Raw genomic sequence first — 15,450 nt, 5'->3', positions numbered from 1 at the left:
TCGACCTGGTTACGGTACGCGGGGCTACGCCATCCGGTCAAACCAGCCCTTCGACGGCCCTGTCTGTACACAGGCTGTGGACAACAACTTGAACCGCACCCACCGCCCTGACTACCGTGACTGGACTCCGATTCCTTTCGTTCCCGCCTGCCGGGCCTGACCGACCCGTCCCGAGAACCACACATTCGTGGGACCTGTGAGAGAGCGTGCCTTGTGGCTGACGTACCTGCCGATCTTGCCGCAGTGTGGCCACGAGTGCTCGAGCAGCTCCTCGGAGAGGGGCAGCAGGGCATCGAGCCCAAGGACAAGCAGTGGATCGAGCGCTGCCAGCCACTGGCGCTGGTCGCCGACACCGCGCTGCTCGCCGTCCCCAACGAGTGGGGCAAGCGGGTCCTGGAGGGCCGGCTGGCCCCGCTGATCAGCGACACGCTGAGCCGTGAGTGCGGCCGTCCCATCCGTATCGCGATCACGGTCGACGACTCCGCCGCCGGCCCGGCCGCTCCGGCGCCCCCGCACGTGCAGCAGCCGCCCCGGTACCAGGACGACGCCTACGGCCGGCCGCCGGCCGACGACGGGCTGCCGGGGGTCCGCCCCGCGTACCCGGACTACCAGCCGCAGCGCCCGGACGCCGGTGCCTGGCCGCGCAGTCAGGACGACCTGTCCTGGCAGCAGCCGCGGCTCGGCGGGTTCCAGGAGCGCGACCCGTACGCCGGCTCCCGTCCGCCGCAGCACGACTACCGGACGCAGCCGGGCGGCGACCACTCCGTCTACGACCAGGCGCACTACGAGCAGCCCGGGTACGAGCAGCCGCAGTACGACCAGCCGCGTCCCGAGCGCCGGGACCACCTGGACACCGGTCCCGGTCCCGCGCATCTCGCGGGCGGACCCACGGGACCCGGTTCGCCTTCCACGGGAACCCCGTCGGTCGGCGGCCAGGGCGAGCCGCATGCCCGGCTGAACCCGAAGTACCTCTTCGACACCTTCGTGATCGGTGCTTCGAACCGGTTCGCGCACGCCGCGGCCGTCGCGGTCGCCGAGGCGCCCGCCAAGGCCTACAACCCCCTCTTCATCTATGGGGAGTCGGGCCTCGGCAAGACCCATCTGCTGCATGCCATCGGGCACTACGCACGCAGCCTCTACCCGGGCACCCGCGTGCGGTACGTGAGCTCCGAGGAGTTCACCAACGAGTTCATCAATTCGATCCGCGACGGCAAGGGCGACGCCTTCCGCAAGCGGTACCGCGACGTGGACATCCTGCTCGTCGACGACATCCAGTTCCTCGCGAGCAAGGAGTCGACCCAGGAGGAGTTCTTCCACACCTTCAACACCCTCCACAACGCGAACAAGCAGATCGTGCTGTCGTCGGACCGTCCGCCGAAGCAGCTGATGACGCTGGAGGACCGGCTGCGCAACCGCTTCGAGTGGGGACTGACCACCGATGTGCAGCCGCCCGAGCTGGAGACGCGTATCGCAATCCTCCGGAAGAAGGCGGTGCAGGAACAGCTCAACGCCCCGCCGGAGGTCCTGGAGTTCATCGCCTCCCGCATCTCCCGCAACATCCGTGAGCTGGAGGGGGCACTGATCCGGGTGACGGCGTTCGCGTCGCTCAACCGGCAGCCGGTGGACCTCGGGCTCACCGAGATCGTGCTGAAGGACCTGATCCCGGGCGGCGAGGACTCCGCCCCTGAGATCACCGCGACGGCCATCATGGCGGCGACCGCCGACTACTTCGGGCTGACCGTCGAGGACCTCTGCGGTTCCTCGCGCAGCCGGGTGCTGGTGACGGCCCGCCAGATCGCCATGTACCTGTGCCGGGAACTGACCGATCTCTCGCTGCCCAAGATCGGTGCCCAGTTCGGCGGTCGCGACCACACGACGGTGATGCACGCCGACCGGAAGATCCGGGCCCTCATGGCGGAGCGGCGGTCCATCTACAACCAGGTCACCGAGCTCACGAACCGCATCAAGAACGGCTGACGCGGCCGGCGCGCCGACCGTCACCAGCGGACGGCCCACGGCCCACAGGGGCGTTCCGGAGATCTCCGGAACGCCCCTCCTTCGTCCTCCGGAACGCCCCTCTCCCGCTGTCCGGCCGATGCCGCCCCTGCGTGCGCTCCGGGCCACCTCCGCCGCGCCGGGCCACGGCGACCGGGAACGCGCCGCCCGGGAACGCGCCGACCGGTCCCGGGGACGCTGCGGCCGGGTCCCCGAGGCACCCCGCGGGCACCCCCGAGGCGCCTGACGGAGGGCGGCGGACACCTGAGGGACACCGTGCAGTCCGCCAGTGGTGTTCGAATGGCCCTAGCAGAGGCGGTGTTCTCCACAGGTCAGATGCTCATCCGCTGTCCACACCCTGGGGACTGCGGAGTTGTCCCGAAAGCTTCCACAGCTGGGTCAGCCTGGTGTTGATCTTTGCAGGTCAAGGCCTTGTGGAATTGTGCGTGACCGGTCTCCACAGGCTGTGGACACAGTCGTCGTCCACAGGAGGGTCCCGGGCGTTGTCCACCGGCAGCCCACAGGGAAGTGGATGTTGTGCACAGGTTTCCCACATCGCTGTCCACTGTTCGGCAACGAGGCACCCCCGATCACCATGTCGAGTGAAAGCCGTCACACCAAGGTGCCGGGTTGGGCTGTGGGGAACCTGGGTAAAGCTGGGGACAGCGCTGGGGAGAAATCCCTGTCGCCTGTGTATCGGGTGTGCACAACTTTGGTGTGTCCACAGATGCCCCCGCTTGTCCACGGGCTGCACCCACAGGCGCAGTGGATAAAAAACCGGCCTTGAGCTGCGATAACGCAGTTATCCACGGTTTCCACAAGGCCTACTACTACTCCCACATAGAGTTAGCCCGGAATCCGCTTCGAAGTGGGGCCTGTGCACAACTCGCCGTCCGTGCTCCCGGTACCTCTGGTCACGACTTGACCTCGACCCCGCACCGGGTGTCTGCGGCGTGCGTCAGACTGGTTCCCGGCAGCACGGCCACGAAGCAGTCAGACGAAGAAGCCACACGGCGAGCCAGCAACAGCAGGAGGCGGTACCGGTGAAGATCCGGGTGGAGCGCGATGTACTCGCGGAGGCAGTGGCCTGGACGGCCCGCAGCCTCCCGGCCCGTCCGCCGGTGCCCGTCCTCGCGGGCCTTCTGCTGAAGGCCGAGGACGGTGCCCTGAGCCTCTCGGGCTTCGACTACGAGGTGTCGGCGCGTGTCTCCGTCGAGGCGGACGTCGAGGAGGACGGCACGGTCCTGGTCTCCGGCCGGCTGCTCGCCGACATCTGCCGGTCCCTCCCCAACCGCCCCGTCGAGATCTCCACGGACGGTGTACGGGTGACCGTGGTTTGCGGCTCGTCGCGGTTCACCCTCCACACCCTGCCGGTGGAGGAGTACCCGACGCTGCCCCAGATGCCCGGCGCGACGGGCACCGTGCCCGGCGACGTCTTCGCGGCCGCCGTGGCCCAGGTCGCCATTGCCGCCGGCCGTGACGACACCCTCCCGGTGCTCACCGGTGTGCGCATCGAGATCGAGGGCGACACGGTCACCCTCGCCTCCACCGACCGCTACCGCTTCGCGGTCCGTGAGTTCCTGTGGAAGCCGGAGTCCCCGGACGCCTCCGCGGTCGCCCTGGTCCCGGCGAAGACCCTCCTCGACACCGCCAAGTCGCTGACCAGCGGTGACACCGTGACGCTGGCCCTGTCCGGCTCCGGAGCGGGCGAGGGCCTGATCGGTTTCGAAGGCGCCGGCCGCCGCACCACCACCCGGCTGCTCGAAGGCGACCTGCCGAAGTACCGCACTCTCTTCCCCACCGAGTTCAACTCGGTCGCAGTCATCGAGACCGCGCCGTTCGTCGAGGCCGTCAAGCGCGTGTCGCTGGTCGCCGAGCGAAACACCCCGGTGCGGCTGACCTTCGAGCAGGGCGTGCTGATCCTCGAGGCGGGCTCCAGCGACGACGCACAGGCTGTGGAGCGCGTCGACGCGCAGCTCGACGGCGACGACATCTCGATCGCGTTCAACCCGACGTTCCTGCTCGACGGCCTCAGTGCCATCGACTCGCCGGTCGCGCAGCTGTCCTTCACCACGTCCACCAAGCCGGCGCTGCTCAGCGGCCGGCCCGCGATGGACGCCGAGGCGGACGACGCCTACAAGTACCTGATCATGCCCGTTCGACTGAGCGGCTGACCCCGCAGGTGAGGACCTGGGTCCGGGCGTAGGCTCGGACCCAGGTGCACGACCACGGCAAAAGCCACGACGTCAAAGGAACATGTGATGGAGCTCGGTCTCGTCGGTCTCGGCAAGATGGGCGGCAACATGCGTGAGCGCATCCGCCGCGCAGGCCACACCGTGGTCGGTTACGACCGGAACCCGGACCTCGCCGATGTCCACAGCCTCCAGGAGCTTGTGGACAAGCTCAAGGGGCCTCGGGTCGTGTGGGTGATGGTCCCGGCGGGTGCCGCGACCCAGTCCACCATCGACGAGCTCGCCGAGCTGCTCTCCCCCGGGGACGTCGTCGTGGACGGCGGCAACTCCCGGTGGACCGACGACGAGAAGCACGCCCAGGAGCTGGCCGCCAAGGGCATCGGCTTCGTCGACTGCGGTGTCTCCGGCGGTGTGTGGGGCCTGGAGAACGGCTACGCGCTGATGTACGGCGGCGACGCGGAGCACGTCGCGAAGGTCCAGCCGGTCTTCGACGCCCTCAAGCCCGAGGGCGAGTTCGGCTCCGTCCACGCCGGCAAGGTCGGCGCGGGCCACTTCGCCAAGATGGTCCACAACGGCATCGAGTACGCGATGATGCAGGCCTTCGCCGAGGGCTGGGAGCTGCTGGAGGCCGTGGACTCCGTCACCGACGTCCGCGAGGTCTTCCGCTCCTGGCAGGAGGGCACGGTCATCCGTTCCTGGCTGCTCGACCTGGCCGTGCGCGCGCTGGACGACGACGAGCACCTGGGCAAGCTGCGCGGCTACGCCGCGGACTCCGGCGAGGGCCGCTGGACGGTCGAGGCCGCCATCGACCACGCCGTTCCGCTGCCCGCCATCACGGCGTCGCTGTTCGCCCGTTTCGCGTCCCGCCAGGACGACTCCCCGCAGATGAAGATGATCGCCGCCCTGCGCAACCAGTTCGGCGGTCACGCGGTCGAGTCCAAGTAACACCGAAGCCGGGGGAGGTCGGCGCACACCACATGCATCTCACGCATCTGTCGCTGGCCGACTTCCGCTCCTACGCCCGGGTGGAGGTTCCGCTCGACCCGGGCGTCACCGCATTCGTCGGGGCGAACGGCCAAGGCAAGACGAATCTGGTCGAGGCCGTCGGCTATCTCGCCACTCTCGGCAGCCACCGGGTCGCCTCCGACGCACCGCTGGTGCGGATGGGCGCCGACCGGGCGGTCATCCGCGCCGCCGTGACCCAGGGCGAGCGGTCCCAGCTGGTCGAGCTGGAACTGAACCCCGGCCGCGCCAACCGCGCCAGGATCAACAGGTCCTCGCAGGTCAGGCCGCGTGACGTGCTCGGGATCATACGGACGGTGCTGTTCGCTCCGGAGGACCTTGCGCTGGTCAAGGGCGACCCCGGAGAGCGCCGGCGCTTCCTCGACGAGCTGGTCACCGCCCGCGCGCCCCGGATGGCGGGCGTGCGCTCCGACTACGACCGGGTCCTCAAACAGCGCAACACGCTGCTGAAGACCGCCGCCATGGCCCGTCGGCACGGCGGACGCTCCATGGACCTCTCCACGCTCGACGTGTGGGACCAGCACCTGGCCCGGGCCGGGGCGGAGCTGCTGAGCAGCCGGCTGAACCTGATCGCCACGCTCCAGCCGCTCGCCGACAAGGCGTACGAACAGCTCGCGCCGGGCGGAGGTCCGGTCGCCCTGGAGTACAAGTGCTCGGCGGCCGGCGACGGACACACCCGTGAGGAGCTGTACGAACAGCTGATGGCCGCGCTGGCGGAGGTACGCAGGCAGGAGATCGAGCGGGGCGTCACCCTGGTCGGACCGCACCGGGACGATCTGCTGCTCTCGCTGGGCCGCCTCCCCGCCAAGGGCTACGCGAGCCACGGCGAGTCCTGGTCGGTCGCGCTGTCCCTGCGGCTCGCCTCGTACGATCTGCTCCGCGCCGAGGGCAACGAACCGGTGCTCGTCCTCGACGACGTGTTCGCGGAGCTCGACGCGCGACGCCGGGAACGCCTCGCGGAACTGGTGGCCCCGGGTGAGCAGGTGCTGGTCACCGCGGCCGTGGACGACGACGTGCCGGAGGTGCTGGCGGGCGTGCGCTACGCCGTGGCCGACGGACGGGTGGAACGGGTATGAGCAGCAACGCTCCCGGTGAGCAGACCCCGGGCGGCGGCGCGTCCGGCACCTCCGGAGTACCCGAACTCTCCGGTGTCGATCTCGCCCGGGTGGCGTTGCGCGCGGCGAAGGAGCAGGCCAGGGCGCGGGGTGCGGCGGCTCAGCAGAAGAAGCAGGCGAGGCGGGGCGGCGGCCTGCGCTCGGGTGCCCGAGCGGACGGCCGGGATCCGCTGCCGCTGGGGGCGGCGATCAACCGGCTGATCTCGGAACGCGGCTGGGAGACGCCGGCCGCGGTCGGCGGGGTGATGGGCCGCTGGCCCCAGATCGTGGGCGAGGACCTCGCGAAGCACTGTGTCCCGCAGTCGTACGACGAGGAGGCGCGGGTGCTCACCGTGCAGTGCGACTCGACGGTGTGGGCGACGCAGCTGCGGCTGCTGGCGGCCCAGCTCGTGGCCCGGCTGAACACCGATCTCGGCCAGGGGACTGTGAAGATGATCAAAGTCCTGGGGCCCGGTGGTCCGCAGCGCCGGTTCGGTCCTCTGCGGGCTCCAGGGAGCACCGGCTACGGGGACACCTACGGCTGAGCAGCCCGCCACCGGCCACGACAGGCCGGCGCGGCGCTGGCCGAGGGCCGTATGCGCACGGCTTTTCCGCAGGTCAGCGGCTTATCGGGGCTGCCCGGGAACGGGTGCCGCACGGTCGTGTGCATGAAGCGTCCCGCACGGTAGCCGGAGGTTGACAGCCCGAAGCGCTGGATGCCCGCGTGAGCGTCTTGGAGCCCCTGCCCCGATATGGGGAGTCGGTCGACGGTCTCTCAGGGCGCCACATGCCGATTCAGGGACCGGCAAACCCCCATCGATGTCAGTGGTACCGGTAGACTGGTAAGTAATCCCGCCGGTTAGCGGGACACGTCGACCAAAGCAGAACGACGCAGCCGCTCCCGCCCGTGTGGGGGACGGCTCGTGCCGTGCCAGAAAGGGCGCTTCGTGGCCGATTCCGGCAACCCCAACGAGAACAATCCGTCCAACGCGACCGGTGCTTCGAGCGAGGCCGGCTCCTCGTACGACGCCAGTGCGATCACCGTCCTCGAGGGTCTGGACGCCGTCCGCAAGCGACCCGGTATGTACATCGGCTCGACCGGCGAGCGCGGTCTCCACCACCTCGTGTACGAGGTCGTCGACAACTCCGTCGACGAGGCCCTCGCCGGGCACGCCGACCGTATCGACGTGACGCTGCTCGCCGACGGCGGTGTCAAGGTCGTCGACAACGGGCGTGGTATCCCGGTCGACATCCACCCGGTGGAGAAGAAGCCGGCCGTCGAGGTCGTCCTGACGGTCCTGCACGCCGGCGGCAAGTTCGGAGGCGGCGGCTACGCCGTGTCCGGCGGTCTGCACGGCGTCGGTGTGTCCGTGGTGAACGCCCTGTCCACGAAGATCTCGGTCGAGATCAAGCGGGACGGTCACCGCTGGACGCAGGACTACAAGATGGGCGTCCCGACCGCCCCGCTCGCCCAGCACGAGGAGGTCGGCGACTCGGGCACGTCGGTGACCTTCTGGGCCGACGGCGACATCTTCGAGACGACCGACTACTCCTTCGAGACGCTGTCCCGGCGTTTCCAGGAGATGGCGTTCCTCAACAAGGGCCTGACGATCTCGCTCACGGACGAGCGCGAGTCGGCCCTGGCCACGGCCGGTGCGGACTCCCCGGAGGCCTCGGAGGAGGAGCCGCAGGCGCGCACGGTGACGTACCACTACGAGGGCGGCATCGTCGACTTCGTCAAGTACCTCAACTCCCGCAAGGGCGACGTCATCCACCCCACCGTCATCGACATCGATGCCGAGGACAAGGAGCGCATGCTCTCGGTGGAGATCGCGATGCAGTGGAACTCCCAGTACACCGAGGGTGTCTACTCCTTCGCGAACACCATCCACACGCACGAGGGCGGTACCCATGAGGAGGGCTTCCGCGCCGCGCTCACGGGTCTCGTCAACCGCTACGCGCGTGACAAGAAGCTGCTCCGCGAGAAGGACGACAACCTCACCGGCGAGGACATCCGCGAGGGTCTGACGGCGATCATCTCCGTCAAGCTCGGTGAGCCGCAGTTCGAGGGCCAGACCAAGACCAAGCTGGGCAACACGGAGGCGAAGACCTTCGTCCAGAAGATCGTCAACGAGCACCTCACCGACTGGTTCGACCGCAACCCGAACGAGGCGTCGGACATCGTCCGCAAGTCGATTGCGGCGGCCACCGCCCGGGTCGCGGCCCGCAAGGCCCGTGACCTGACGCGTCGCAAGGGCCTGCTGGAATCGGCGTCCCTGCCCGGCAAGCTGAGCGACTGCCAGTCGAACGACCCGACGAAGTGCGAGATCTTCATCGTCGAGGGTGACTCCGCCGGTGGTTCGGCGAAGTCCGGCCGCAACCCGATGTACCAGGCCATCCTGCCCATCCGCGGCAAGATCCTGAACGTCGAGAAGGCCCGCGTCGACAAGATCCTGCAGAACACCGAAGTGCAGGCGCTGATCTCGGCGTTCGGCACCGGTGTGCACGAGGAGTTCGACATCTCGAAGCTCCGCTATCACAAGATCATCCTGATGGCGGACGCCGACGTCGACGGCCAGCACATCAACACGCTGCTGCTGACCTTCCTCTTCCGTTTCATGCGGCCGCTCGTCGAGGCCGGCCACGTGTACCTGTCGCGCCCCCCGCTCTACAAGATCAAGTGGGGCCGGGACGACTTCGAGTACGCCTACTCGGACCGCGAGCGGGACGCCCTGGTGGAACTCGGCAAGCAGAACGGCAAGCGGATCAGGGAGGACTCGATCCAGCGCTTCAAGGGTCTCGGCGAGATGAACGCCGAGGAGCTGCGAGTGACCACGATGGACATCGAGCACCGGGTGCTCGGCCAGGTCACGCTGGACGACGCGGCCCAGGCCGACGACCTGTTCTCCGTGCTGATGGGCGAGGACGTCGAGGCCCGGCGCTCGTTCATCCAGCGCAACGCCAAGGACGTCCGCTTCCTCGACATCTGAGTCGGTCCGTCGCTGACCGCCGAGAAAGGATCTGAGAACCAGCAATGGCCGACGAAATCACTCCCGCCGCTCCGGAAGAGGCGGAAGAGGGCCCGCAGCTGCGCATCGAGCCCGTCGGGCTCGAGACGGAGATGCAGCGCTCGTACCTCGACTACGCGATGTCCGTCATCGTGTCGCGTGCGCTGCCGGACGTGCGCGACGGCCTGAAGCCCGTCCACCGCCGTGTGCTGTACGCGATGTACGACGGCGGGTACCGGCCCGAGAGGGGCTTCTACAAGTGCGCCCGTGTCGTCGGCGACGTCATGGGTACGTACCACCCGCACGGTGACACGTCGATCTACGACGCCCTGGTCCGCCTCGCCCAGCCGTGGTCGATGCGCATGCCGCTGGTGGACTCCAACGGCAACTTCGGCTCCCCGGGCAACGACCCCGCGGCCGCCATGCGCTACACCGAGTGCAAGATGGCGCCGCTGTCCATGGAGATGGTCCGGGACATCGACGAGGAGACCGTCGACTTCCAGGACAACTACGACGGCCGCAACCAGGAACCGACGGTCCTGCCGTCCCGGTTCCCGAACCTGCTGGTCAACGGCTCGGCCGGTATCGCCGTCGGTATGGCAACCAACATCCCGCCGCACAACCTGCGCGAGGTGGCCGAGGGAGCCCAGTGGTACCTGGCCCACCCGGACGCCGGCCACGAGGAGCTGCTCGACGCGCTGATCGAGCGCATCAAGGGCCCCGACTTCCCGACCGGCGCCCTGGTCGTCGGACGCAAGGGCATCGAGGAGGCATACCGGACCGGACGCGGCTCGATCACCATGCGTGCCGTCGTCGAGGTCGAGGAGATCCAGAACCGCCAGTGCCTGGTGGTCACCGAACTCCCCTACCAGGTCAACCCGGACAACCTCGCGCAGAAGATCGCCGACCTGGTGAAGGACGGCAGGATCGCCGGGATCGCCGACGTGCGCGACGAGACGTCCTCGCGGACCGGTCAGCGCCTGGTCATCGTCCTCAAGCGGGACGCGGTCGCCAAGGTCGTCCTCAACAACCTCTACAAGCACACCGATCTGCAGACCAACTTCGGCGCCAACATGCTGGCGCTGGTCGACGGTGTGCCGCGCACGCTCTCGCTGGACGCGTTCATCCGCCACTGGGTGACGCACCAGATCGAGGTCATCGTCCGGCGCACCCGCTTCCGGCTGCGCAAGGCCGAGGAGCGGGCCCACATCCTGCGCGGCCTGCTCAAGGCCCTGGATGCGATCGACGAGGTCATCGCGCTCATCCGGCGCAGCGCGACGGTGGAGGTCGCGCGCGAGGGCCTGATGGGCCTGCTGGAGATCGACGAGATCCAGGCCAACGCGATCCTGGAGATGCAGCTCCGCCGGCTCGCCGCCCTGGAGCGCCAGAAGATCGTCCAGGAGCACGACGAACTCCAGGCCAAGATCAACGAGTACAACGCGATCCTGGCTTCGCCGGAGCGGCAGCGGCAGATCATCAGCGAGGAACTGGCGCAGCTCGTCGAGAAGTTCGGCGACGACCGCCGTTCGAAGCTGGTGCCCTTCGACGGCGACATGTCCATCGAGGACCTGATCGCCGAGGAGGACATCGTCGTCACCATCACGCGTGGCGGCTATGTGAAGCGCACCAAGACCGACGACTACCGCTCCCAGAAGCGCGGCGGCAAGGGCGTGCGCGGCACGAAGCTGAAGGAAGACGACATCGTCGACCACTTCTTCGTGTCCACGACGCACCACTGGCTGCTGTTCTTCACCAACAAGGGCCGGGTCTACCGCGCCAAGGCCTACGAGCTCCCGGACGCCGGCCGGGACGCCCGCGGCCAGCACGTGGCGAACCTGCTGGCCTTCCAGCCGGAGGAGCGGATCGCCCAGATCCTCGCGATCCGTGACTACGAGGCCGCTCCGTACCTGGTGCTCGCCACCAAGTCCGGCCTGGTGAAGAAGACGCCGCTGAAGGACTACGACTCGCCGCGTTCGGGCGGTGTCATCGCCATCAACCTCCGCGAGACGGACGGCGACGGCGAGGGCGGCCCGGACGAGCTGATCGGTGCCGAGCTGGTGTCGGCGGAGGACGATCTGCTGCTCATCAGCAGGAAGGCGCAGTCGATCCGCTTCACCGCGACGGACGAGGCGCTGCGTCCGATGGGCCGTGCCACGTCCGGTGTGAAGGGCATGAGTTTCCGGGAAGGCGACGAACTGCTCTCGATGAATGTCGTCCGGCCGGGTACGTTCGTCTTCACTGCCACCGACGGGGGGTACGCCAAGCGGACTCCCGTCGACGAATACCGTGTCCAGGGTCGTGGTGGCCTCGGAATCAAGGCCGCCAAGATCGTTGAGGACCGCGGATCGCTCGTGGGCGCGCTGGTGGTCGAGGAGTCGGACGAGATCCTCGCCATCACGCTCTCCGGTGGTGTGATTCGTACGCGAGTCAACGAGGTCAGGGAGACGGGCCGTGACACCATGGGCGTCCAACTGATCAACCTGGGCAAGCGCGATGCCGTCGTCGGCATCGCCCGCAATGCCGAGGCCGGTCGCGAGGCCGAAGAGGTCGAAGGGACCGAAGTGGCCGAAGAGGTCGTCGAGACCGCTGCGGTCGAGGGGGCCGAGGGCGTGACGGTCGAAGCCGCCGGGGGCAGTGAGCCTTCGGCAGGGGAGCACGAGGAGTAAGCGTGAGTGGAGCCACGGGCGCCGGATCGGCCGCTTCCGGAGCGAACGGTGCCCGTGGCCCAGCCACGGACTCCAAGAACGGCCAGTCCGGTGCAGGCAGGGGAGCGACGGTGACCGACACCCGCGATACACAGGACGGGTACGAGGGCGTTGACGCCGGGCCGCTGCCCGGCGAGCGCCGGCAGCCCCCGGCTGCCGCCCAGCCGTACCACCCGCCGGCCGCCTATGGGGCGGAGGGCCAGCGGATGCCCAGGACGGGCGCGAGGACGACGCCGCGCACGCGCAAGGCGCGGCTGCGGGTGGCCAAGGCCGATCCCTGGTCGGTGATGAAGGTCAGCTTCCTGCTGTCGATCGCGCTGGGCATCTGCACGGTCGTCGCCTCGGCGGTGCTGTGGATGGTCATGGACGCCATGGGCGTCTTCTCCACCGTGGGCGGCACCATCAGCGAGGCCACCGGCTCGAGCGACAGCAACGGGTTCGACCTCCAGTCGTTCCTGTCGCTGCCGCGTGTGATGATCTTCACCTCCGTCATCGCGGTCATCGATGTCGTCCTGGCCACGGCGCTCGCGACGCTCGGTGCTTTCATCTACAACCTGTCGGCGGGCTTCGTGGGCGGTGTGGAGCTCACTCTCGCCGAGGATGAGTGAGCATCGACAACCGATTTTGGGACTGGCCCCGACGTGCGCTAATCTTCAGGAGTCGGCGCGCGGAAAGCGTGCAGAGCGCGGGGCTATAGCTCAGTTGGTTAGAGCGCATCCCTGATAAGGATGAGGCCACAGGTTCAAATCCTGTTAGCCCCACACTACGAAGACCCCCAGGCGATCGAGCCTGGGGGTCTTCGGCTTGCTTGTGTACGAGTGCGCCGGGTACGGGTGCCACGCCGGTCCGGGAGAGCGGCGGGCGGGCTGTGCGGTCCGGCGTCGGGGCCTTGGGTGTTGCCGTCGTCCCCGTGGGGAGCCGTGGAGTCCCACGGGCGACCGGTTCCTGGCCCCGGCCGGTGTCACGCCGTGAGTGCGAAGGACTCCGGTGTCCTCGGGGTGTCCGAGAGACCCACCGGCACTCTGAGGCGCCGGGCGGCGGAGGAGGCTCCGTGGGACTCGGCACGGAGGCGCTGTTTCATGGTGAGGACCGCGCGGAGCGGGGACGGGGCCGGGCACCGGAGCCTGTTCGGCCGCCGCGGTGGGGCGGTGGCGGCCCGGGCGCCCGGTGCGGGGAGCGAACTGCTGTACGTCGCGAGCGGGGCGACGACGGGAGCGGCGGCCGGCTGCGGGGCCGTGCACGGTGTGCGGTGGCACGATCCGGCGGGCTGCGCTACAAGCGCCGCCCGGGTGCGGAGGCCCAGGAGGGCGAGAAGGGCGTGGAACGCCCCGACGAGAAGGACCCACACCTTGCTGACCTGCTTCGCTGCCACGGCTGCTCGCTTTCGGGATGTCCGATCTGCGTACTTCTCCCATCATGTGGATGTGTGCGGCGATGTCCCGGACCGACGCCGCCGCGCGGCCGTTCTTCGGATGAACACCACTCGGATGGTCGATCAGGGGGCACCCGGAACGCATTTCCGTTGGAGTTGATCACGCTGAGTTGAACCCCGTGATGCGGGCGGGAGTTGGGAGGAATGCAGGTCACTGATCGGTATCGGTCGGTGTGTATAGTCGGGCCTCAGAGGTCCCCTACGTCAAGGAAAGACGAGGTCGCGCGGTGAAGAAGCTGCTCCTGGTCGCACTGGCCGCCATCGGCGGGCTCCTCGTGTACCGCCAGATTCAGGCGGATCGCGCCGAGCAGGACCTGTGGACGGAGGCGACTGACTCCGTGCCCGCAGGTTCCGGTGTGTGAGACCACCACAGTCTGTGTATCGTGCCCCGGCCGCCTGAGCGGCCGGGGCACGGCGCTGTCCGGAGCGGCGTGCTCTCCGGGCGCGATGCCGTCCGAATCCGCGGACCGCTTCCGTCCGTTCACCCACGCGAATCGCGTAATTGCTTGAGCAAAGACATGGGAGTCGTGGGACAAGAGGGGTGATTCGACCCACGGCGCAGACAGCGGAGGGGCGGGCGCGGCAGGATGACGCAGGGCTCGCAGCGAGACGACAAGGAGCGGCGCGTGATGAGGCAGCGCGGCAGGGGCCGGGCGGTGCCGGCCCGGGTGGGGGCGGCAGGCGCGGCGCTGTGCCTGGTGGCGATGCTGCCGGCGCCGGCGTGGGCGGCGGACGCCGCCGAACCGGGCGAGTACGTCTTCGACACATCGGCCAAGCCGGGCCACGGCGCCACGGGCAGCGGCGACGCCCCGAAGCTGGTGGCAGGCACCACGTACAAGGACACCATCAAGCCGGGCGGCAAGCTGTACTACCGCGTCGATCTGGACGCCAAGTCCAATGCGTACCTCTCGGCGGTGGCCGTCCCCGGAGCCGGTGCCAAGGTGTCCACGCAGGACGGGATCACGGTCACCCTGGAGGACCGTGAGGCGAGCTCCTGCCAGCGGGAGGACGCCGATCTCGAGGAGGGCCACCCCCGGCCCATGGCCGTCGCGGTCGCCCGCGTGATCGACAAGGGGAACTCCTCCTGCCAGCAGGCCGGACCGTACTACCTGGTCGTCGAGCGCGACGGCGATTCCGCGTCGTCCGGTGACTGGGGCCTGGAGCTCCGCTACCTGTCCGAGCCGGGGCTCAAGACCGCCCCGCCGACCGTCGCACCGTCCCAGTGGCCGTCCGAGTCCCCCCAGCCGCCCGCGGGCGGCGCCACGGAGCGGGCGGGCGGGACGAGCTTCTTCGACGCCACTGGCGTGCAGAACGGCGAGTGGACGGGCAGCATCAGGCCCGGGCAGACCGTCTACTACCGAGTCCCGGTGGACTGGGGCCAGCAGCTGTTCGTCGGCGCCGACCTGGGCAGCTCGCCCAAGGAGGGGAGCTTCGTCAGCAGCGCCCTCGACGTGCGGCTGTACAACCCCGCGCTGGGCCTGGTGAACCGTCTGTCCCTGAGCTACGGCGGCAAGCAGGAGTCCCGGGGGATGGACCCGCTGCCCGCAGTCGCCTACGAGAACCGCTTCTCCAGTGACAACGAGGTCTCCGCCGTACGGTTCGCCGGCTGGTACTACATGGCGGTGGGGCTGAACCCCAAGGTCGCGGAGCAGTTCGGTAAGGGCGCGCAGCGCGTGACGCTGCGGGTGAACCTCAAGGGCTCGGAGAAGGCCGCCCCCGCGTACGCGGGACCGGCGGGGGCGTTCACCGTCGGCGAGGAGGACCGGGAGGCGGCCGCGAACGGACTGAGCGGCCCCACGCAGGAGGCCTCGGGCACGATGCGGCTGGTCGGCTACACGGGGATCGGCACGGGGACCGTGCTGGTGCTCGGGCTCGGCGCCTGGACGCTGGTCGCGAGGCGGCGCGCGACGTCCGCACCGGCCGAGGCGCCCACGCCTGCGCAGGGCGGTGCGACGGCCCGGTACGGGCCGCCCTCGGGCTGGTAACGGCCACGGGAACGAG

At 69.1% G+C, this 15,450-nt stretch carries 10 protein-coding genes and 1 tRNA gene; all 11 read left to right on the top strand.

The genetic code is table 11. From position 1 onward, the window contains the following. Positions 1–213 precede the first annotated feature (213 nt). Entirely contained in the window at positions 214–1,977 is a 1,764-nt protein-coding gene (gene dnaA, locus ACZ4Z5_RS03695; protein ID WP_468256111.1) for a chromosomal replication initiator protein DnaA, read from the top strand. Positions 1,978–3,038: 1,061 nt separating this feature from the next. Further along, on the top strand, positions 3,039–4,169 hold the full coding sequence (gene dnaN / locus ACZ4Z5_RS03690; protein ID WP_468256108.1) for a DNA polymerase III subunit beta: 1,131 nt from the start codon (positions 3,039–3,041) through the stop codon (positions 4,167–4,169). An 87-nt stretch (positions 4,170–4,256) separates the two neighbouring features. Further along, positions 4,257–5,132 (top strand): phosphogluconate dehydrogenase (NAD(+)-dependent, decarboxylating), encoded by an 876-nt coding sequence (gene gnd, locus ACZ4Z5_RS03685; RefSeq protein WP_468256105.1) that lies wholly within the window; start codon positions 4,257–4,259, stop codon positions 5,130–5,132. A gap of 32 nt (positions 5,133–5,164) precedes the next feature. Continuing rightward, positions 5,165–6,286, top strand: coding sequence for a DNA replication/repair protein RecF (gene recF / locus ACZ4Z5_RS03680; protein WP_468256102.1), 1,122 nt, complete (start codon positions 5,165–5,167; stop codon positions 6,284–6,286). Further along, on the top strand, positions 6,283–6,849 hold the full coding sequence (locus ACZ4Z5_RS03675; protein WP_468256099.1) for a DciA family protein: 567 nt from the start codon (positions 6,283–6,285) through the stop codon (positions 6,847–6,849). Before recF ends, ACZ4Z5_RS03675 begins: the two co-directional genes overlap by 4 nt. 378 nt (positions 6,850–7,227) lie before the next feature. Beyond that, positions 7,228–9,294, top strand: coding sequence for a DNA topoisomerase (ATP-hydrolyzing) subunit B (gene gyrB, locus ACZ4Z5_RS03670; protein WP_468256096.1), 2,067 nt, complete (start codon positions 7,228–7,230; stop codon positions 9,292–9,294). 44 nt (positions 9,295–9,338) lie between these two features. Further along, a complete protein-coding gene (gene gyrA / locus ACZ4Z5_RS03665; RefSeq protein ID WP_468256093.1) occupies positions 9,339–11,978 on the top strand; it encodes a DNA gyrase subunit A in 2,640 nt (879 codons plus the stop codon). A 110-nt stretch (positions 11,979–12,088) separates the two neighbouring features. Next, on the top strand, positions 12,089–12,625 hold the full coding sequence (locus tag ACZ4Z5_RS03660; protein ID WP_468256090.1) for a DUF3566 domain-containing protein: 537 nt from the start codon (positions 12,089–12,091) through the stop codon (positions 12,623–12,625). A 79-nt stretch (positions 12,626–12,704) separates the two neighbouring features. After that, a tRNA-Ile gene (locus ACZ4Z5_RS03655) sits at positions 12,705–12,778 on the top strand. 898 nt (positions 12,779–13,676) lie between these two features. Beyond that, positions 13,677–13,811 carry a DLW-39 family protein gene (locus ACZ4Z5_RS03650; RefSeq protein WP_003958712.1) on the top strand — a complete coding sequence of 45 codons (135 nt, stop codon included), beginning with the start codon at positions 13,677–13,679 and terminating at the stop codon, positions 13,809–13,811. 267 nt (positions 13,812–14,078) lie between these two features. Next, positions 14,079–15,434: a hypothetical protein gene (locus ACZ4Z5_RS03645; RefSeq protein WP_468256612.1), complete on the top strand. Its 1,356-nt coding sequence runs from the start codon at positions 14,079–14,081 to the stop codon at positions 15,432–15,434. Positions 15,435–15,450: the final 16 nt, after the last annotated feature.

This window comes from Streptomyces sp. NPDC030222 (assembly GCF_055573115.1).
The sequence above is the reverse complement of the archived record's forward strand: the minus strand, read 5'-3'. Positions and strand labels throughout refer to the sequence as shown.

Excerpts from the sequence above, each read along its gene's own strand:
- gnd (WP_468256105.1), top strand. The coding sequence starts at position 4,257 with ATGGAGCTCGGTCTCGTCGGTCTCGGCAAGATGGGCGGCAACATGCGT.
- recF (WP_468256102.1), top strand. The coding sequence starts at position 5,165 with ATGCATCTCACGCATCTGTCGCTGGCCGACTTCCGCTCCTACGCCCGG.
- ACZ4Z5_RS03675 (WP_468256099.1), top strand. The coding sequence starts at position 6,283 with ATGAGCAGCAACGCTCCCGGTGAGCAGACCCCGGGCGGCGGCGCGTCC.
- gyrA (WP_468256093.1), top strand. The coding sequence starts at position 9,339 with ATGGCCGACGAAATCACTCCCGCCGCTCCGGAAGAGGCGGAAGAGGGC.
- ACZ4Z5_RS03645 (WP_468256612.1), top strand. The coding sequence starts at position 14,079 with ATGAGGCAGCGCGGCAGGGGCCGGGCGGTGCCGGCCCGGGTGGGGGCG.